Genomic DNA, 17,436 nt, shown 5'->3' with positions numbered 1-17,436 from the left:
TCCGCGTGAACCAGCTTCTCCCTACCGCCGCCGCAACCGCACGATGAAGAACCCGTCCATCCCGCCCTGTTCCGCCAGCATTCCCGGCAGCGTCCGCACATAGCCGTCCGCATGCGTCGCAACCCCGGCGGGCAGTTCGTCCGCCATCGCCGGTTCGATCGCATAGTCGCTCCGTCCGGCAAGGAACCGCGCCAGCTGCGCCTCGCCCTCGGCCGGTTCCAGCGAACAGGTCGCATAGACCAGCCGCCCGCCCGGCTTCACCCAGTCGGCGGCGCGCGCCAGCAATCGCGCCTGCAACGCCGCCGTCTCGGCGATCACGCTCGGCCGCACCCGGTGCAGCACATCCGGGTGGCGGCGGAAGATGCCGGTCGCGCTGCACGGCGCGTCGAGCAGCACCGCATCCGCCGGCTCGCCCGGCTTCCACACCAGCGCGTCGCCGGTCACGACCGACGCTGTCAGCCCGGTCCGCTTCAGATTCTCGCGCAGCCGCCCCATCCGGCTTTCCGAATTGTCGAGCGCGGTCACGTCCCACCCGGCGGCGGCCAGTTGCAGCGTCTTGCCGCCCGGTGCCGCGCACAGGTCGATCGCGGTGCCCGGCCCCTTGCCCAGCAGCCGCGCGGGAATCGACGCCGCCAGATCCTGTACCCACCATTCGCCCTCGGCATAGCCCGGCAGGTCGGGGATCGATCCGGCATCGTGCAGCCGCCGGTGGTGCGGGGCCAGTGCCGTGCCCTCCGGCCCCGCCTGACCTTTCAGCGACAGGTCGACCGGCGGTTGCTGCGCGATGGCGTGCGCGGCGGCGATCACCATGTCCTCGCCCCATGCCGCGCACCAGCGGGCATCGGTATCGGCGGGCAGCGTCGCCGCATCGGGCAGCGGGGCATTGCCGCGCATCAGCGTACCGAACACCCCATGGACCAGCTTGCGCGGACCGCCCTCGACCAGCGGCAGCACCGTCGCGATCGCGGCATGCGGCGGCGTGTTCAGCACCAGCGCCTGCCCCAGCGCGATGCGCAGCACGAACCGCGCCTTGGCATCGTCGGGCAGGGGGCGCTGCGTCGCGCTGTCGATCAGCGCGTCGAGATCGGGGAGCCGCCGCAGCACCGCCGCCGCGATCGCATGGGCAAGGCCGCGATCCTCGCGCCGGTCGAGTTCCTGCGTGGCCTTCGCCAATGCGGCCTCCAGCGGCAGTCCGCGCCGGATGACGGCATCGAGCAGCCGCAGTGCGGCGCGGCGAGCGGCAAGGCCCGGTGCTTCGGGGGCAAGTTGCGGGCGGGCCATTCAGCGGGCCTCCGGTAAAGTTGGTCGATTGATCACTTGAATCCTGTACCTGGTCCGCCAAGTGCATCCTGACGAACCGTGAAGGATTCTTCTATGGGCAACCGACCCCCGCATGTGAAGCCACCCGCGCACCTCTCCAAATCGCCGCCGGTGCCGACACCCGAACCGATCCCGCCCAAACCGGACGGCGACGATCCGCTGGGATTGAGCCCGACGCGCTATGGCGACTGGACGCACAAGGGCATTGCGGTCGATTTTTGAGGGGGAGCCGCGGAGTATCCCCATTCCCCTTTCCGCCTGTCGGACCGGCAGTTCGGGAACAAGCGGTCGGGAACAGGGTATCGGATGGCGAAGCGCGCAGGCGTCCGTTCGTGCGCGCGGTACGACCGGATTACGGCCACCGGTTCCTGTCTGGGCCGGTCATTCCGGCAGATGGCAGCAAACGCACAGCTTGTTGCCGTCAGGATCGCGAAAATAGGCACCGTAGTAATCGGGGTGGTAGTGCGGACGAACGCCAGGTTGGCCGGCGTCCGTTCCACCCAGTTGCATCGCCAGGGCATGGCATCGATCGACCGTGGCGCGTTTGTCCGCCAGCAGCGCGATCATCTGACCATTTCCGACCGCCGCTTCCCCGCCGTCGAACGGCCGGGTCAGGATGAAGAGCGGCCGGTCGCCGACGGGTGGTTGCCACCCGGCCCAAGCGGCGTCGGCAAATCTCGGCTTCAGACCCAGAATCTCCAAAATCGGACCATAGAAGCGGCGGGCCTGCTCAACGTCGTTAACGCCTACCGTTACATGCGATAGCATCGGACCCTCTGCCCACCAGGAATGAGCCCGTCTTGTACCTCGTCCAAAGGCTTGCCGCCATGCACCACGCGCGTCGGTCCGAATTTCCTGTCGTCTGATCCCGATCGAGAAAGCGGCTGCATCATACCCTGTGGATAGGAACCTTCACCCCCGCAATTCCATTGCGCCCACGGAACGAACGCCCGCGTTCCGACTTATCACAGGATGGTCAGGCTCGCGCGCCCGTGGCGGTTCATCCTTGGCGGCATCCTCGGCCTCGCACTCCTCCTCCTGCTGATTCTCGCCGCCTTCCCATGGGGGGTGCTGCGCGACCGGGTCAGCGCGCGGCTGGCACAGCGTTTCGGGTCGGACGTATCGATCGGCACGATCGAACGGGTCGAGCCGCTGTCCTTTTCCCCCACGCTGATCGTCCGCGAGCTGACCATCGCGCAGCCGAGCTGGGCGGGGCAGGGCGATCTGGTCCGGCTGAAACGGGTCGACTTCCGGTTCGACGTGCTGCCGCTGCTGCGCGGCAAGTTCGATCTTCAGGCACTCGCCATCGATGGCGGGCGCGTGGCGATGGTCCGCACCCGCGACGGGCGCAAGAACTGGCAACCCGACAAGCGCGGCGACAAGAGTTCGGCGGCGGCTATCACCAGCCTGTCGATCCGCGACCTCGTGATCGACTATCGCGACGCGGTGCAGAATCGCCGCTTCGCCGTCACCGTCGCCTCCGATGCGACGGGCTTTCGCGCGCAGGGGAACGGCGCGATCGACAACCGCCCGGTGCAGGTCGCATTGACCGGCCCGGCCATCACCGGCGACGGGCCATGGCCGTTCCGGGCGCGGGTCGACGGCCCGACGATCACCGTCGATGCGAGGGGGGTCATGGCCTCTCCGCTCGGCACCAACCGCATGACCGTCGACCTTACCGCGCGCGCCAACGACCTCAAGACGCTCGACGCGCTGATCGAGGCCGGTCTGTTCGGGACCCAGCCGGTGAAGCTGACCGCGCGCGTCCGCCACGACGATCCGACATGGGTCATCGAACGGCTGTCGGGCACGATCGGCCGGTCGAGCCTGACGTCGGCGAACGCGACGATCGGCAAGGATGGCGATCGGACGAAGATCGACGGCAGCCTGCGCTTCGCCGACCTGTCGTTCGACGACCTTGCCACCGATGAAGGGCGCGCCCGCGCGATCGCGGTCGAACGCCGCATCGGCCCGCGCGTGGTGCCCGGCACCCGCATCAACCTCGCCAAGATGGGCGATCTCGACGGGCGGCTGGCCATCCGTGTCGACCGTCTGCTCGACATGGCGGGCCTGCGCAGCCTCGATACCGTGCTGGCGATCGATCACAGCCGCCTGACCGTCGCACCGCTGACGGTGCGGCTGGCGCAGGGGCGGATCACCGGGCAGGTGGTCGTCGATCAACGCGAACGGAACAGCCCCCGGGCGACCTTCGACCTGAAACTGGTCGATTCGCGCATTTCGACCTTTGCCGGCGGCGCGCCGGTCGATGCCCCGCTGCGGGCGCGACTGAAGCTGGTCGGCAGCGGCGACACGATCCGCGAGGCGATCGGGCGGTCGGACGGCATGATCGGCTTTGCGGCGGCGGGCGGGACCCTGCCGGCGAAGATGGCGTTGCTGCTCGGTGCCGATGTCGCGCGTGGGCTGACCACCGACGACGATGCCCGCGCCCGGCTGCGCTGCCTCGGGCTACGGTTGAACGTCACCGACGGCATCGGCCGGATCGACCCGCTGCTGATCGACACCTCGCGCGCGCAGACGCGGGGGCAGGGGAGGGTGCGCCTGTCCGACGAACGCCTGTCGATCGCGCTGACCGGCAGCCCGAAGCAACGCACCCTCCTCCACCTCGACCAGCCGGTCCGCATCGGCGGCCGTATCCAGAGCCCCGACATCCGCATCCCGCCCGGCGTGAAGAGCGCGGGCGGTATCCTCCGCATGCTCGGCCGCGCGATTGGTGGCGACGACACCCCGCGCGCGGGCAACGCCGATTGCGGCGCGCTGGTCCGGCGGGTGCTGGGATAACGCTTTCCTACAGGTCGTTGTGGCGGCAGGATTGCCGGTGCGCGCAGTGCGCCTGCTCTTTGACATCCGTCCGATCCGCCATCCGCTTCGCTGTGCCGGCAACCGTGCGAGTGTGACCTTTGTGACCTTTGATGCCTGTACAAGGCGTCCGGTTGCTCGAAACGTTGCGAAAGTACCGATCCCGGCCCCCTGCCGTGCCCCCGCGCGGGCGAGGGGCCAGGGTTCCAAACGCAAGCCGTGGTTCCGCTTGGCTCTGGACCCCCGCCTGCGCGGGGGCACGGCGAGCTTTTTGGCCAAGCTTGCGACGTTCGCACAGGTCCCGGTTGCTCCGGGGTATCGCGCCGTCCGTTCGAACCGTGACGAACGAACCGCGTGCAAGTGTGACTTTCGTGACCTTTGACGCCGTGGTCAGGCGTCGGGCCGCGGCGGTGCGCCGTGTTCGGCGACCATCCGCTCGCCGTCGATGACGATCGGGCTGGCAAGGCCGGGCAGGCCGTCGGGCCGGATCGCCATCCCGCGCGCCACGACCTGCGGGTCGGCGAACACGTCGTTCAGCGCGTTGATCGGGCCGGCGGGAATGCCGGCGGCTTCCAGCGCTTCGTACAGATCGGACTTCGCCCAGCGCGCCACCGCCGCCTGGATCGCCGGCACCAGATCGCGACGATGGACCACCCGCGCTGGGTTGGTCGCAAAGCGCGGGTCGTGGTGCAGGTCGAGCCCCAGCACGCCGCACAGCCGCGCGAATTGCCGGTCGTTGCCGACCGCGACGATCAGGGCACCGTCGGCGGTCTCGAACGCCTGATACGGGGAGAGGTTCGCATGGCCATTGCCCATGCGCGTCGGCACGATGCCGCTCGCCATCCAGTTCAGCGCCTGATTGCCGAGCACCGCGACCTGCGTGTCGAGCAGCGCCATGTCGATATGCGCGCCTTCACCGGTCAGGTCGCGACGGCGCAACGCGGCAAGGATCGCGACCCCCGCATAGGTGCCGGTAAAGATGTCGGCATAGGCGACGCCCGCCTTTTGCGGCGGCCCGTCCGGCTCGCCGGTCAGCGACATCGCCCCGCCCATCGCCTGGATGATGAAGTCGTATCCGGCGCGATGGGCATAGGGGCCGTCCTGCCCGAAGCCAGTGATCGAACAGGTGATCAGCCCCGGCCGCACCGCCGACAGCGCGGCGTGGTCGAGACCATATCGGGCGAGGCCGCCGACCTTGTAATTCTCGATGACGATATCCGCCTCGCCGACCAGCGCGCGGACCTCGGCCTGTCCTTCCGGCGTCGAGATATCGATCGCCACCGACCGCTTGCCGCGATTGGCGGCGTGGAAATAGGCGGCGTCACGCGCCGAGCCGTCGGGCGCGGTGACGAAGGGTGGGCCCCAATGGCGGGTGTCGTCGCCTGCCCCCGGGCGCTCGACCTTCACCACCTCCGCGCCCAGATCGGCGAGCAACTGCCCGCACCATGGCCCGGCGAGGATACGCGCCAGTTCGACCACGCGAACCCCGGCCAGCGGCTTCACGCGCGGCGCAGTTCGTAAATTACGTGCGGCACCATCCGCCCGCCGCGCAGCACGTCGACGGTGCCGGGCCGCACCGTCGCGCCCAGTGCCGCCACTGCGGTTCGCGACCGGCCATTCTCCTGACCGATATGGAAGGTGATCGCCGCGACATGGGGCGCGATATGGTCGATCATCAGTCGCTTGGTCTCGCGGTTATAGCCCCGCCGCCACCGGTCGCGCGCAAAGAAGGTCCAGCCGATCTCGATCTCGTCGGCATGGCCGTCATAGGGACCATAGCGGCTCGACCCGATCACGCTGCCGTTGCCGGCATCGCGGATCGTCAGCATCCCGCCCCCCGCCAGCCCTTCGTCGAAGAACGCGCGAAAGACGTCCTCCTGCCAGCGGTCGTGCGCGGGATGCTGGTCCCAGATCGCCGGGTCCGCCGCGACCGCAAAGAGCGCGGCATACTCCTCCGGCACCGTCGGCGCGATCCGGACCAACGCCCCCTGCAACACCGGCTGCCGGTTCATCAGAAGGCGGCGATCCCGGTGATCGCCCGCCCCTGGATCAGGCCGTGGACGTCATGCGTGCCCTCATAGGTGTTGACCGTTTCGAGGTTGATCGCATGGCGCATCACATGGAATTCGGCGGCGATGCCGTTGCCGCCATGCATGTCGCGCGCGACGCGGGCTATGGCCAGCGCCTTGCCGCAATTGTTGCGCTTGATGATCGAGATCGCTTCGGGGGCCAGCGTCCCCTCGTCGAACATCCGCCCCGCGCGCAGTGCCGCCTGCAGGCCCAGCGCGATCTCGGTCTGCATATCGGCCAGCTTCAGCTGGACCAGCTGCTTGGACGCCAGCGGCACCCCGAACTGCTTGCGGTCGAGCGTATATTGCCGCGCCGCCTGCATACAGAATTCCGCCGCGCCCATCGTGCCCCATGCGATGCCATAGCGGGCGCGGTTGAGGCAGCCGAACGGCCCCTTCAGCCCCTCGACATGCGGTAGCAGCGCGTCCTCGCCGACTTCGACCCCGTCCATCACGATCTCGCCGGTGATCGACGCGCGCAGCGACAGCTTGCCCTCGATCTTCGGCGCGGACAGCCCGGCCATGCCTTTTTCCAGCACGAAGCCGTGGATCTTGCCGTCATGCGCGTCGGACTTGGCCCACACGACGAAGACATCGGCGATCGGCGAATTGGTGATCCACATCTTCGCGCCCGAAATGCGATAACCGCCGTCGATCTTCGCGGCGCGCGTCCGCATTCCCGCCGGGTCCGATCCGGCATCGGGTTCGGTCAGCCCGAAACAGCCGACCCATTCGCCGCTCGCCAGCTTGGGCAGATATTTCCGCTTCTGCTCCTCCGATCCGTAGGCGTTGATCGGGTGCATCACGAGGCTCGACTGCACGCTCATCGCGCTGCGATAGCCCGAATCGACCGCCTCGACCTCGCGCGCGACCAAGCCATAGGCGACATAGCCAAGGCCCGCCCCGCCATATTCGGGATCGATCGTGGGTCCGAGCAGACCCAGCTCGCCCATTTCCGACATGATCTCGCGCGCGAAATCCTCGTCGAGAAAGGCGCGGGTAACGCGCGGCAACAGCTTTTCGCGGGCATAGCCATGCGCCGCGTCGCGGACCATGCGTTCTTCGTCGGTCAACTGCGCGTCGAGCGCGAACGGGTCCTGCCAGTCGAAACGGCCCATGTCGGCCATGATCAATGTCCTTACAGCGTCGGGTCGACCGGATCGGCGGCGACCGGGGATTCGGATGGCGGCGGTGCGGCGGGCAGCGGCGCGGGTTGGGGTGCGGGGGCGGGCCGCGGCATGGTCAGCGCGACCGATTCGAGGTCGATCAACGCCTTGCGCGCCGCGACGAAGCGTTCGGCGGCTGCGGTCCAGCGCCGCGCGCTGGCGGCACCGGGCATCCGCTCGATCTCGGCGATCGCCTGTTCGACCTGACCGGTGTCGAGCCGCCGTCGCGCCCGATCCAGCCGGTCGATCGGGCGGCTGCTGGGCGTCGCGCCCTGCCGCAGGACGATCAGCTGGCCGAATTCGCGACGCAGCCCGTTCCAGAAACCTTCGCCGGTCGGGCCGGCGACCAGCGGTGTCGCCACCGCGTCCAGCGCGGTGCGAAGGTCGTCGAGCGTCACCGGTGCCTGTGCGGCGGCGATCAGCGTGCGGACCGCATCGGGACGGCTGTCGCCGAACCGCTCGCGCAACTGCCCTTCCAGATAATCGAGCGGCCGACCGCGATCGAGCGCGCGGCGGGTGGCGACGACCACCATCATGTCCTCGGCCCGCGTCGCATAGCCGGCGGCGTTGCGCGCGCTGTTGTCGAGGCCGACGATCCGTGTCTCCAGATCGGCGATCCGCGCCGCCAGCGCCGCCTCGCGCGCCGACAGGATCGGCAGCGCGACCGCCGCGACCGGTTGCGGTACGGGGGTCGGGGTGGGTTGCGCGACCGGCGTGGCGGCCTGCGTCGACCCGCCCCAGCCGAGCCGGGGTGCGACATAGCGCAGCACCGCCAGTGTCGCGCCGATGCCGATCAGAAAGGCGAGCACGGCGACAAGGAGCCATCCGCGGCTTCGTCGCTGCCGGTACGGGCCGCTGGTCGTCGCAAAGGACGCATCTTCGCTCATCATGCTGCCTTATCCCCGCGCTCGTCCGCCGGGTCAATCGCGCGCGAGCGTGTCGGCCAGCGCGATGGCAGCGGCGATCACACTCGCGTCGTCGGGCCGCGCCGCCACCGTCACCGCCCGCCAGCCGCTGCCGAGGCCCGCGACGGCGGCAGCGGAAATCGTTGCGACGGCGATGCGGCTGCGATCGGGGACGATCTCGGCCAGCCGCCGCGCCGCGCGGGGCGAATGGATCAGCGCGACCGATCCGGTCAGGGGGGCGGGGTCGACCGGGTCGACGGCCTCGCTGGCATAGACCGCTTCGATCGCGATGACCGCCGGATGCGCCGTCACCGCCCGGTCGCGGGCGGTCAGCAGCAATGCCGCGCGTACGCCATCGGCCAGTGCGGCGTCGAGCAACGCCCGACCATCGCTGCCGCCGGTCGCGACGACGTGCAGTCCCGCCGCGCCTGCCGCCGCGGCCGTTGCCGCGCCAACCGCATGGACCGGCAGCGCGGCATAGCGCGACAGCGCCGGTCCGGCATGGCGCACCGCATTGGCGCTGGTCAGCACCAGCGCGTCGTGCGCGTCCGGATCGGGGCCGTCCCATGCCAGCGGAAGAACCACGAACAGCGGCAGGCGGATCGCGCATCTGCCCAGCGCCTCGATGGCGGCGGCGGTCGCGGCATTGCCCGGTTCGGGGCGCAACACCGCGATCGGCACGGTCATTGCGCGAACAGCTTGGCGATATTCTCGGGCGCGACGGCGAGCAGTCGTTCGGCCAGCCCGCGCGGCAGGTCGATATCGTCGATCGCGCCGCTGACGCTGTCCCGTACCTGCGCGCTGCCGTCCTGAGCCAGCAATTGCCCGGTCAGCGTCAGCACATCGCCCGCGATCGTCGCCAGCGCCGCCACCGGCGAATGGCAATCGGCCCCCAGCGCCGCGAGGAAGCCGCGCTCGGCCCGCACCGCCTGATGCGTCGGCGCATGGTCGATGGCGCGGACGAAGGCGAGGGTGCGGTCGTCCTGGGCGCGCACTTCGATGCCGACCGCGCCCTGTGACGGGGCGGGCAGCATGTCGTCGATCGCGATCGCCGTCCCGACATCGGGCCGCCCCAGCCGGGCGAGGCCGGCGGCGGCAAGCAGGGTCGCGTCGACCTCGCCCGCCGCCAGCTTGCCGAGCCGGGTGTCGACATTGCCGCGGAACAGCACGATCCTGGCGTCGGGGCGGTGGTGCAGCACCTGCGCCGCGCGCCGCGGGCTGCTGGTCCCGACGACGCCGCCCTCGCGCAACTCGGCCAGCGATGCGATCCCGACCAGCCGGTCGCGGACATCGGCGCGCGGCAGCATCGCGGCGATGCGGATTTCGGTCGGGCGGATCGTCTCGACATCCTTCATCGAATGGACCGCCGCATCAATCTCGCCGCAGCACAAAGCGCGGTCGAGTTCCTTGGTCCACAGCGCCTTGCCGCCGATCTCCGCCAGAGCACGGTCCTGCACCCGGTCGCCGGTCGTCCTGATCGTCACGATCTCGATGGTCGCCGGATCGATCCGATGCGCCATCGCCAGCGCATCGCGCGTGGCATGCGCCTGTACCAGCGCCAGCGGCGATCCGCGCGTGCCTAGTTTGAACGTCATGGCTGCTCGCTATCCGCCGCTTTCAACCGGGGCAAGGAGGTTGGTTCACGCGGGGGCACGAAGGCGCAAAGAAGAAGATTGTTTTCGCGCAGAGGCGCAGAGGCGCAGCGGGAGTGCGATCGGGGTGAATGGCTCGCGATCCGGAGACGCCTGGCTGAAAGCCGCTGCCGCGGCGACAGGCGCACACACTCTCTGCGGCCTCTGCGCCTCTGCGCGATCAAAACCCTTTCTAGTTCTTCTCCGCGTCTCCGCGCCTCCGAATGAACCAATCTTCCTACCACCCCCCAATCCGCGCTAAGGCCGACCGGATGTCCACCCCCCTGATCCTCGGTATCGAATCCAGCTGCGACGAAACCGCCGTGGCGCTCGTCCGTGGCGACCGCACGATCCTGTCGCACCGCCTTGCCGGACAGGAAGCGGCGCATGCCCCCTATGGCGGCGTGGTTCCGGAAATTGCCGCACGCGCGCATGTCGAGATCCTGCCGTCGCTGGTCGAGGGCGCACTGGCCGATGCCGGTGTGGCGCTGGCCGATGTCGATGCGATTGCCGCGACCGCCGGGCCGGGCCTGATCGGCGGGGTGATGGTCGGGCTGGTGATGGCCAAGGCGCTGGCGCTGGCGGCGGGCAAGCCGCTGGTCGCGGTCAACCATCTGGAGGGGCATGCGCTGTCGCCCCGGCTGACCGATCCCGATCTCGCCTATCCCTATCTGTTGCTGCTGGTATCGGGCGGGCACTGCCAGTTGCTGCGCGTCGACGGGGTCGGCCGCTATCGCCGGCTCGGCACGACGATCGACGACGCGGCGGGCGAGGCGTTCGACAAGACCGCCAAGGTGCTCGGGCTGGGCTATCCCGGTGGCCCGCGCGTCGAGGCGGCGGCGCTGAACGGCGATGCGCGGGCGGTTCCGTTGCCGCGCCCTTTGCTCGGTACGCCCGATCCGCATTTCTCCTTTGCCGGGCTCAAGAGCGCGGTGCTGCGCGCGCATGACGCCGGCCGCTATTCGGTGGCGGATATCGCCGCGTCGTTTCAGCAGGCGGTGGTCGATTGCCTGCTCGACCGGACGCGGCTTGCGCTGACACTGGCGGGGCCGGTCAGCGCGTTGGTCGTGGCTGGTGGGGTCGCCGCCAATCGCGCGGTGCGCGGCGCGCTGGAGGGGCTGGCCGGAACCAACGGTCTGCGCTTCGTCGCGCCGCCGCTGTGGCTGTGTACCGACAATGCGGCCATGATCGCATGGGCCGGGGCGGAGCGGTTCATGGCGGGGCATAGCGATCCGCTCGACGTGGCGGCGCGCCCGCGCTGGCCGCTCGATCCGTCGGCGGAAAAGGTACGCGGGGCAGGAGTGAAGGCATGAAGATCGGGGTCATCGGCGGCGGGGCATGGGGCACCGCGCTGGCACAGGTCGCCGCGCGCGGGGGCGAGGTGACGCTGTGGGTGCGCGAGCCCGCCGTCGCCGATGCGATCAACGATGCCCGGGAAAATCTGGTCTTCCTGCCCGGCGTGAAGCTGTCATCGGCCATTCGGGCGACGACCGACAGCGCCGATCTCGGCTCGGCCGACGCGCTGCTGGTGGTGACCCCTGCCCAGCATGTCCGCGCCGTGCTGTCGACAATCGACGTCGGCGACCGCGCGCTGGTGCTGTGTGCCAAGGGGATCGAGGCAGGCAGCCGGATGCTGGTCGGCGAGGTCGCCCGTGCCGTCCATCCGCAGGCTCCGGTGGCGGTGCTGTCCGGCCCGACCTTCGCGCACGAGGTCGCGGCGGGCAAGCCGACCGCCGTCACGCTCGCCTGTGCCGATGTGACGCTGCGCGACCGGCTGGCCGAGCGGTTGGCGGCACCGGGTTTCCGCCCCTATGCCAGCGACGACGTGATTGGGGCGGAGATTGGCGGGGCGGTCAAGAACGTGCTGGCCATCGCCTGTGGCGTGGTCGAGGGGGCCGGGCTGGGCCAGAATGCCCGTGCATCGGTGATCGCGCGGGGCTTTGCCGAAATGACCCGTTTCGGTCTGGCGCGCGGGGCGCGGGCCGAGACGCTGGCCGGGCTGTCGGGACTGGGCGATCTGGTGCTGACCTGTTCGTCGACCGCGTCGCGCAACTATTCGCTGGGCGTCGGGCTGGGGCAGGGGCGCGCCGCCGCCGATCTGCTTGCGGACCGTCGGACCGTCGCGGAGGGGGCGTTCACAGCGCCGGTGCTGTGCGAGGCGGCGGCCGACGCCGGCGTCGACATGCCGGTGACGGCGGCGGTCGGCGCGCTGCTGACCGGTATGCCGGTGGGGCAGGTGATCGATACGCTGCTCAGCCGTCCGCTACGCCGCGAGGGCATGTAGCGGCTATTTGACGCGGTCGATCAGTGCCTGTGCGCCGGCTGGGGCACGCACCTTCGCGCCGTTGATCCAGTCCCACACAGTAGCACACGCCTCGTTAACCCGCTTAGGATTACGAGGCAGCTATGGGACAACCGGCTTGGATATACGCTAGATTTTCGACGTTGGAGCAAACCGACGGCGACAGTTTGAACCGGCAGCTCGACGGGGCGCGACGGTTCATTGAAAGCAACGGCTGGGAGCATAGCGCCGAACGTGAACTGATCGATGAAGGGAAGTCAGCCTTCAACGGCAGCAACCGCATCGAGGGTAGCCATCTATTCCAGTTCGAAAAGAAGGCCGTTGCGGGCTTGTTCGAGAATGGCGCTGTCCTCGTCGTTGAGAACACCGATCGTCTGACGCGCGCTGGGTATGAAGCTGCGTTCGACATCATACGCGGCTTCACGAGCCGAGGCGTCACAGTTGCGACATGGAGCCCTCATCATATTTACCCTGCCGGTGCGCGCATCGACATGGGCCAGGCAATGCGGCTCATTGTCGAAGCCGAGATTGCGCACGAGGAAAGTGCCAAAAAGAGCAAGCGACTGCGTTCGTCATGGCAGGCCCGGATCGATCGAGCGGAAAGCGGCAGCAAGAACGCGATCACCGGCATAACTCCCGGCTGGCTGGCTGTGGAGATCGATCGAATAGATGGCGAGACGATCCGAACGATCGTTCCCAATGCTCATCGCGTTGCTGTCCTGAACCAAGTTTACGATTGGTACATCGAGGGCAAAGGCCTCCCTTGGATCGTCAAGCAGTTGAACGCTCGAAACGAGCCGACCTGGGGCTTGGGCAAACATGCGGATGGCAAAGGCTGGAACGTATCAACCACGCACAAGTACCTGACAAACCGAGCAGTTCTCGGCGAGTTCACGAGTAAGGTACGTGCTGGCAAGGACGTGAAGGTCGAACGTGGACTGACGATCCCCGACTATTATCCGCAGGTCGTGACGACGGAGAAGTTCAACCGGGTCCAAGCGTTGCGGGCTGATCGGAACGGCTGGGGCGGCCGGAACCAGTTCAACTTCCCGAACCTATTCACAAACATAGCGAGATGTTTTCATTGCGGCGGAACGCTCAAGCAGAACGGCATCATGAAGGACGGGTACGTTCGCAGCCATCCCAACAAGAATGGTACGTTCAGGACCAGTACCCAGAGAGGACCGCGCAGCTACCTGCGTTGCACGAACTACCTCCGCTCTTTCAACTGTCATAACAAGCGCAGCTACCGGTACGAGCATCTTGAAACCGGCGTCATCGACGTTCTGATCCATTGGATGTTGGAGCAGCGGGAGTTTACCCCCGACAGTAAGGTCGGTCGGCTGACCAGCGCACTCGCTGAACATGATCGCGGCAGAGACCTGCGGCAAAAGCAACTGGACCAGCTTGTCACCAACATGATGGAGGTGTTCAGCAAGGCGCTGGCGCAGAAAGCCAGCGAGCTTGAGCAGCAGATCGAGGCGGACAACGAAGTTCGCGAACGGCTACGGCGCGAGTTGGAAATTGCTCAAGGAGCGGCTTCTCCGAGCGAGAGCATTGCGTTTCTCAATGCCGCCAAGGCGGACCTGACCCACGACGATCCCGAAACGCGCTATGCCGCCCGCGTCCGCATCAATCAGAGCCTAAAGAACCTGATCGAGCGAATGGACGGCGATGAAACCGGGTTCATCAACATTCTGGTCCGAAACGGTCTTTATCTGCGGTTCGATAAGGATGGCCAGTGTGTCGAGGTAACGCCGACGGCTGCCACGAAAGTCGTTTACGTGGGACCGGATGGAGAGATCGATTGGCACCCTGACCGACCGGACGACAAGTACGAGTACGTCAAAGAAGTCCTCTAAGGGCGACGACAGAAGACGAAGCCCGCGCATACCACGCGGGCTTCGTCACGTCGTATCGGGCGTCTCTGAGCGTCCCAGAGCTATTCCGTGCCCCGAACCCGTTCCCGTCTAAATTTTAGATGGAGTGCGATCGGCGCGGGTTTGTCGTTCCAGCTATCTTTGCGCTCTTTGAAGAAGCGCAACAGCTCTGGGCTAAGTTGGCGAAGCGGGCGCATCAGCGGGGCAACTGATGCTTGGCGTTGCCGACGTGGCAGACAAAGTGGCTGCGCTTGCGCTCGACGTAGATGCGAACGCCTTCGAACGTTACCGCAAAAGCATCGTGCTCGAAATCTTCCGAGCAATCGAACGTGTTAAGCGCGTAGTTGGCGAAAGCTGCGAGGTCGACCGATTTAAGCATTTGGTGTCTCCGTTTTCGATAACACCACTCTGGCGTCTGCCACCAGACTTGCGACCAGAAGGAGATGCAATTCGTCGCTCTTAAATTCTTCTACATCTCCGCTTGCCCTAATATTCAGAAGGCGCTTGATGTTCTGGTGGCCAAACAAAGGAGCGCCACATGGAACAACGTTACACAGTAGGAAGCCTAGAAACGGCCGCCTGCGTATGGGAAGCTGTACTAGAAATTCTCAACGGCGGAGCAGGCGAGAAAGGCTTGCGCAAGAAGGCGCAGCGCATCCGGGACAACTTGGGGACTGCCGAACTACGCTGTTTGGTGCTGCGCTGGGTGGACCTGATCGATGCGGAATGGGCAAAGGTCAAAGACGACTTCGACGGTCCATTTGATTGGGAGTTCGTGCCCGACTGGATCGCGAGCAACATCGACTGGACCGGCGATCGACCCATCTACAAGCTGGGAGGCCGCTGATGGACCTCGTAAAGCTGCTAGGGAGGGAAGCCCTCGACCAACTGATCGCCAACGGCAAGGAGCAGGAACCGCTCAAAGGGACGCGCGCTGAACGCGACTTCCCTCCTGCCTGTAAGCTCTTTCTTCCTTGGACGTCCGGGACTTGGTTGCTGACCGAAATTGACCGCCATGGGCTGGCGTTTGGCCTCGCCGATCTGGGCTTTGGTACACCGGAACTGGGCTACATCAGCCTGGACGAGGTTTGGGAAGTCAGGGGGCCGGGTGGCTTGCGCGTCGAGCGCGATATCCATTGGACGGCCAGAAAGACCCTGAGCGAGTATGCCACCGAAAGCCGGCATTTGCGTTTTATTAGAGCCTAAAGAAACGAAGCCCCGGCATGACCGGGGCTTCGCCATATCAGGTACTGCCGAACTCAGATCGTTTGAACCATCGCGTCCTCGATTGCAGTCCGCAACTCCGTGATATCGTTCCAATCGTGAGTAACGAAGGCCTGTGCTTCCGCGCTGGACGTCACCAAAAATAATCTGTGGGTCGTCACATCGTGCCGCTTTTCCCACATAAAGAAACCAAGAAGGCCCAAGACTGCGGCAGCAACAAAGGAGCCAGTTGCCGCTTCTCCCTGAACGATGTTCGATATCGTGAGGATCACGAAAACCGCTGCCAATGCCCAGAGCGCGCGATAGGCTTTCGATCCTGGGACGGTTTCCGATCTTACCTCCACACTGTTGATCTTATTGATCGCGAACGACTTCGCGCCAAACCGCGCGAAATTGTTATCAATCGTAATGTCGCCGTTTTGATACCTAACCGTCACTAGCGCCCCCTCTGTTCGCCATACAGCCCCATCGGACTGATGAGCATTCAACCCGATTGCCCCTGCGCTCTGGTTTGAATGACGGCTTAGCTAAATCCTTGGTATTGCGATGAAGTCAACAAAAAGGCCCCGCCGTAGCGAGGCCTTTGGAAAACGACGCGACGTTAAGCAGGTTGCTGGACCTTCCTTGCGGCGCGGGTCGAGCGCATCTTATCCGTACGGGTCGCCTTCTTCACGGACAGCGCCTCAAGCTGCGCATCATACTCGCCTGCCCGGATACGATCCGCATAGTAGTCGAGCGCATCGGTGAAGTTGGCTTTGGGAACGCTCATTTCCTTTACGTCCACTTCGGTGTCCTGGACCTTCGTGCGTTCCAACACCAGCGCCGTGTTGCTGATGCGAATGGTGAACGCCACGCGATCCGCTGCCAGCTTGAAGTTGACCTTGCCCTCTGCGGCATCCCCTGCTGCGAACTGCTCCTTCATGCGCGCAATGTTGTCCAACGCCACTTGCTTAACGGTGCGCGCTGCGCCCTGCTTGCTGAAGCCTTCGATCTGGCCTGCGGGAACGAGAAGCGCGGGATTGAAACGAGCCATTGTAGTTGCTTTCCGATCTAGCAGTGCGCCTCGTTGCGCCCTGTTCCAATCATCTGCGTCCAATACACCAGAGTAGCGACCAAAGACTTCAACGGTTCGTCGCTCTTCTGGAAGGCAGTCAAAACGGCCCTCCGTGACGTCGATAAATATCACTATTAGACGAGAGGACCGCCCTATGGCCAAAACCCACTACACCGAAATCACACCACAACTGCTTCACACGGTAGCGACCCTCACTGCCGCTGGCGTTCGCATTTCACCAATCGCTCTTCGTGTTGGTGTTACGTACCGCACGATCCAGCGAGTTATGCAGGTCGCGGAATGGGAAGCCGTTTTGGCGAAGAAGACCGCACAGATTGAAGCGATGATGAGGGGTGACGCTTGAACGGGGTCACGATTGAAACCCTCCGCGCTGACTTCGAAGCCGCCCATGCTGCGGTAATGGCAAGCGGCGTCGCATTCATGCACCCAGCAAAGGGCAAGCGCACTGTCGCGCATCATGAAAAACATACGCGCCTGCTTCGTAGAGCGTTACGAGCAAGAACCCTTCTACAGCTCGCGGAGATGTACGGCCTGAAATCCGCGATGCTGTTCAAGCTGACGGACGGTGCGATCGATCCACGACTGGGTGGGTGATGCCCAAACGAACACCCCGCTTTTCCATCGCCCCAGCCGTTAAGCCCAAGACCGTCAATCTCGTTGGTGCATACGGTAACGAATGGCGCAAGCTGCGCAATCGTCGCCTCGATGCCGAACCTCTATGCCGTCACTGCCGCGCCAAGGGGCTGGTCACGCCAGCGGTTGAGGTCGATCACATCACACCCAAGCTGCTGGGCGGGCCGGACGAATGGGACAACACGCAATCGCTGTGCAAGGCCTGCCACGTCGCTAAGACCCGCGACGATATGCAAAAACTGCGAAGAGGCTACTGAACGTATACCTCCTCGGCCATCCAGCTTGTAACTCGTTGTGAAAAAAATCTAATTCCGACTTACGTAGACCTATCGTATGCTTGATCTGAAACGTGTGATTGTGAGGCACATCCAATGGCTTTGGTTGTAATCAACTTAGAGTTCGATCGTGGCGGGA

General features: G+C 65.9%; 21 protein-coding genes. 10 read left to right on the top strand and 11 right to left on the bottom strand.

What is annotated here, in order from left to right; translation table 11 throughout:
• Nucleotides 1–21: 21 nt before the first annotated feature.
• On the bottom strand, nt 22–1,281 hold the full coding sequence (locus tag ASE50_RS09000; protein ID WP_056398815.1) for an RsmB/NOP family class I SAM-dependent RNA methyltransferase: 1,260 nt from the start codon (nt 1,279–1,281) through the stop codon (nt 22–24).
• A 93-nt stretch (nt 1,282–1,374) separates the two neighbouring features.
• On the opposite strand from ASE50_RS09000, the gene ASE50_RS18260 reads away from it, so the two are divergent.
• Nucleotides 1,375–1,542: a DUF1674 domain-containing protein gene (locus ASE50_RS18260; protein WP_082438929.1), complete on the top strand. Its 168-nt coding sequence runs from the start codon at nt 1,375–1,377 to the stop codon at nt 1,540–1,542.
• Between the two features lie 159 nt (nt 1,543–1,701).
• Here ASE50_RS18260 and ASE50_RS08995 read toward each other — a convergent pair whose 3' ends face one another.
• Nucleotides 1,702–2,088, bottom strand: coding sequence for a VOC family protein (locus ASE50_RS08995; RefSeq protein ID WP_056398812.1), 387 nt, complete (start codon nt 2,086–2,088; stop codon nt 1,702–1,704).
• Between the two features lie 204 nt (nt 2,089–2,292).
• Between ASE50_RS08995 and ASE50_RS08990 the strand changes: the two genes are divergently transcribed.
• The gene (locus tag ASE50_RS08990) at nt 2,293–4,119 is read left to right on the top strand and encodes an AsmA family protein (protein ID WP_056398809.1); all 1,827 of its coding nucleotides are present in this window, start codon (nt 2,293–2,295) and stop codon (nt 4,117–4,119) included.
• A gap of 408 nt (nt 4,120–4,527) precedes the next feature.
• On the opposite strand, the gene ASE50_RS08985 is transcribed toward ASE50_RS08990, so the two are convergent.
• Genes ASE50_RS08985 through hemC form a run of 6 tightly spaced genes read right to left on the bottom strand, consistent with a single transcriptional unit; the run spans nt 4,528 to nt 9,872 of the window.
• Entirely contained in the window at nt 4,528–5,640 is a 1,113-nt protein-coding gene (locus ASE50_RS08985; RefSeq protein WP_056398806.1) for a CaiB/BaiF CoA transferase family protein, read from the bottom strand.
• Nucleotides 5,637–6,149 (bottom strand): GNAT family N-acetyltransferase, encoded by a 513-nt coding sequence (locus ASE50_RS08980; protein WP_056398803.1) that lies wholly within the window; start codon nt 6,147–6,149, stop codon nt 5,637–5,639. The genes ASE50_RS08985 and ASE50_RS08980 overlap by 4 nt, the downstream gene beginning before the upstream one ends.
• Nucleotides 6,149–7,333: an acyl-CoA dehydrogenase gene (locus ASE50_RS08975; RefSeq protein ID WP_200909534.1), complete on the bottom strand. Its 1,185-nt coding sequence runs from the start codon at nt 7,331–7,333 to the stop codon at nt 6,149–6,151. The genes ASE50_RS08980 and ASE50_RS08975 overlap by 1 nt, the downstream gene beginning before the upstream one ends.
• Nucleotides 7,334–7,344: 11 nt before the next feature.
• A complete protein-coding gene (locus ASE50_RS08970; protein ID WP_056398797.1) occupies nt 7,345–8,262 on the bottom strand; it encodes a hypothetical protein in 918 nt (305 codons plus the stop codon).
• Nucleotides 8,263–8,292: 30 nt separating this feature from the next.
• On the bottom strand, nt 8,293–8,964 hold the full coding sequence (locus ASE50_RS08965; protein ID WP_056398792.1) for a uroporphyrinogen-III synthase: 672 nt from the start codon (nt 8,962–8,964) through the stop codon (nt 8,293–8,295).
• Nucleotides 8,961–9,872: a hydroxymethylbilane synthase gene (gene hemC, locus ASE50_RS08960; protein ID WP_056398788.1), complete on the bottom strand. Its 912-nt coding sequence runs from the start codon at nt 9,870–9,872 to the stop codon at nt 8,961–8,963. Before hemC ends, ASE50_RS08965 begins: the two co-directional genes overlap by 4 nt.
• Nucleotides 9,873–10,180: 308 nt before the next feature.
• Here hemC and tsaD point away from each other — a divergent pair, with 308 nt between their 5' ends.
• The 3 genes from tsaD (at nt 10,181) to ASE50_RS08945 (ending at nt 14,072) form a co-directional block, all read left to right on the top strand.
• Nucleotides 10,181–11,221: a tRNA (adenosine(37)-N6)-threonylcarbamoyltransferase complex transferase subunit TsaD gene (tsaD, locus tag ASE50_RS08955; protein ID WP_056398785.1), complete on the top strand. Its 1,041-nt coding sequence runs from the start codon at nt 10,181–10,183 to the stop codon at nt 11,219–11,221.
• Nucleotides 11,218–12,192: an NAD(P)H-dependent glycerol-3-phosphate dehydrogenase gene (locus tag ASE50_RS08950; protein ID WP_056398780.1), complete on the top strand. Its 975-nt coding sequence runs from the start codon at nt 11,218–11,220 to the stop codon at nt 12,190–12,192. Before tsaD ends, ASE50_RS08950 begins: the two co-directional genes overlap by 4 nt.
• 122 nt (nt 12,193–12,314) lie before the next feature.
• Nucleotides 12,315–14,072, top strand: a complete 1,758-nt coding sequence (locus ASE50_RS08945) for a recombinase family protein (RefSeq protein ID WP_056398778.1) — start codon at nt 12,315–12,317, stop codon at nt 14,070–14,072.
• Between the two features lie 214 nt (nt 14,073–14,286).
• Here the strand turns inward: ASE50_RS08945 and ASE50_RS08940 are convergent, their stop codons facing one another.
• A complete protein-coding gene (locus tag ASE50_RS08940) occupies nt 14,287–14,469 on the bottom strand; it encodes a hypothetical protein (protein ID WP_056398775.1) in 183 nt (60 codons plus the stop codon).
• A gap of 159 nt (nt 14,470–14,628) precedes the next feature.
• On the opposite strand from ASE50_RS08940, the gene ASE50_RS08935 reads away from it, so the two are divergent.
• Entirely contained in the window at nt 14,629–14,937 is a 309-nt protein-coding gene (locus tag ASE50_RS08935) for a hypothetical protein (RefSeq protein ID WP_156347449.1), read from the top strand.
• Nucleotides 14,937–15,296: a DUF2958 domain-containing protein gene (locus tag ASE50_RS08930; protein WP_056398767.1), complete on the top strand. Its 360-nt coding sequence runs from the start codon at nt 14,937–14,939 to the stop codon at nt 15,294–15,296. The genes ASE50_RS08935 and ASE50_RS08930 overlap by 1 nt, the downstream gene beginning before the upstream one ends.
• A gap of 53 nt (nt 15,297–15,349) precedes the next feature.
• On the opposite strand, the gene ASE50_RS08925 is transcribed toward ASE50_RS08930, so the two are convergent.
• Both ASE50_RS08925 and ASE50_RS08920 read right to left on the bottom strand, forming a co-directional pair.
• Entirely contained in the window at nt 15,350–15,751 is a 402-nt protein-coding gene (locus tag ASE50_RS08925) for a DUF6232 family protein (protein WP_056398765.1), read from the bottom strand.
• A gap of 164 nt (nt 15,752–15,915) precedes the next feature.
• Complete coding sequence (locus ASE50_RS08920) at nt 15,916–16,347, bottom strand: hypothetical protein (RefSeq protein WP_056398760.1); 432 nt, start codon at nt 16,345–16,347, stop codon at nt 15,916–15,918.
• 175 nt (nt 16,348–16,522) lie between these two features.
• Between ASE50_RS08920 and ASE50_RS08915 the strand changes: the two genes are divergently transcribed.
• The 3 genes from ASE50_RS08915 to ASE50_RS18250 are packed head-to-tail and all read left to right on the top strand — an operon-like array spanning nt 16,523 to nt 17,279.
• The gene (locus tag ASE50_RS08915; RefSeq protein WP_056398757.1) at nt 16,523–16,732 is read left to right on the top strand and encodes a hypothetical protein; all 210 of its coding nucleotides are present in this window, start codon (nt 16,523–16,525) and stop codon (nt 16,730–16,732) included.
• Complete coding sequence (locus ASE50_RS18255; protein ID WP_082438928.1) at nt 16,729–16,983, top strand: hypothetical protein; 255 nt, start codon at nt 16,729–16,731, stop codon at nt 16,981–16,983. The genes ASE50_RS08915 and ASE50_RS18255 overlap by 4 nt, the downstream gene beginning before the upstream one ends.
• Entirely contained in the window at nt 16,983–17,279 is a 297-nt protein-coding gene (locus ASE50_RS18250; protein ID WP_082438927.1) for an HNH endonuclease, read from the top strand. The genes ASE50_RS18255 and ASE50_RS18250 overlap by 1 nt, the downstream gene beginning before the upstream one ends.
• Nucleotides 17,280–17,436: the final 157 nt, after the last annotated feature.

The organism is Sphingomonas sp. Leaf5 (assembly GCF_001421155.1).
In the GTDB taxonomy this organism is placed as follows: Bacteria; Pseudomonadota; Alphaproteobacteria; order Sphingomonadales; family Sphingomonadaceae; genus Sphingomonas.
Note: the sequence above shows the minus strand (reverse complement) of the source record. Positions and strands in the feature narration are given on the sequence as shown.

Coding starts and splice junctions, on each gene's coding strand:
- ASE50_RS08935 (WP_156347449.1), top strand. CDS start 14,629: ATGGAACAACGTTACACAGTAGGAAGCCTAGAAACGGCCGCCTGCGTA.
- ASE50_RS08995 (WP_056398812.1), bottom strand. CDS start 2,088: ATGCTATCGCATGTAACGGTAGGCGTTAACGACGTTGAGCAGGCCCGC.
- ASE50_RS18250 (WP_082438927.1), top strand. CDS start 16,983: ATGCCCAAACGAACACCCCGCTTTTCCATCGCCCCAGCCGTTAAGCCC.
- ASE50_RS18260 (WP_082438929.1), top strand. CDS start 1,375: ATGGGCAACCGACCCCCGCATGTGAAGCCACCCGCGCACCTCTCCAAA.
- ASE50_RS08980 (WP_056398803.1), bottom strand. CDS start 6,149: ATGAACCGGCAGCCGGTGTTGCAGGGGGCGTTGGTCCGGATCGCGCCG.
- ASE50_RS08915 (WP_056398757.1), top strand. CDS start 16,523: ATGGCCAAAACCCACTACACCGAAATCACACCACAACTGCTTCACACG.
- ASE50_RS08940 (WP_056398775.1), bottom strand. CDS start 14,469: ATGCTTAAATCGGTCGACCTCGCAGCTTTCGCCAACTACGCGCTTAAC.
- hemC (WP_056398788.1), bottom strand. CDS start 9,872: ATGACGTTCAAACTAGGCACGCGCGGATCGCCGCTGGCGCTGGTACAG.
- ASE50_RS08920 (WP_056398760.1), bottom strand. CDS start 16,347: ATGGCTCGTTTCAATCCCGCGCTTCTCGTTCCCGCAGGCCAGATCGAA.
- ASE50_RS08975 (WP_200909534.1), bottom strand. CDS start 7,333: ATGGCCGACATGGGCCGTTTCGACTGGCAGGACCCGTTCGCGCTCGAC.
- ASE50_RS08930 (WP_056398767.1), top strand. CDS start 14,937: ATGGACCTCGTAAAGCTGCTAGGGAGGGAAGCCCTCGACCAACTGATC.
- ASE50_RS08970 (WP_056398797.1), bottom strand. CDS start 8,262: ATGATGAGCGAAGATGCGTCCTTTGCGACGACCAGCGGCCCGTACCGG.
- ASE50_RS09000 (WP_056398815.1), bottom strand. CDS start 1,281: ATGGCCCGCCCGCAACTTGCCCCCGAAGCACCGGGCCTTGCCGCTCGC.
- ASE50_RS08950 (WP_056398780.1), top strand. CDS start 11,218: ATGAAGATCGGGGTCATCGGCGGCGGGGCATGGGGCACCGCGCTGGCA.
- ASE50_RS08965 (WP_056398792.1), bottom strand. CDS start 8,964: ATGACCGTGCCGATCGCGGTGTTGCGCCCCGAACCGGGCAATGCCGCG.
- ASE50_RS08990 (WP_056398809.1), top strand. CDS start 2,293: ATGGTCAGGCTCGCGCGCCCGTGGCGGTTCATCCTTGGCGGCATCCTC.
- tsaD (WP_056398785.1), top strand. CDS start 10,181: ATGTCCACCCCCCTGATCCTCGGTATCGAATCCAGCTGCGACGAAACC.
- ASE50_RS08945 (WP_056398778.1), top strand. CDS start 12,315: ATGGGACAACCGGCTTGGATATACGCTAGATTTTCGACGTTGGAGCAA.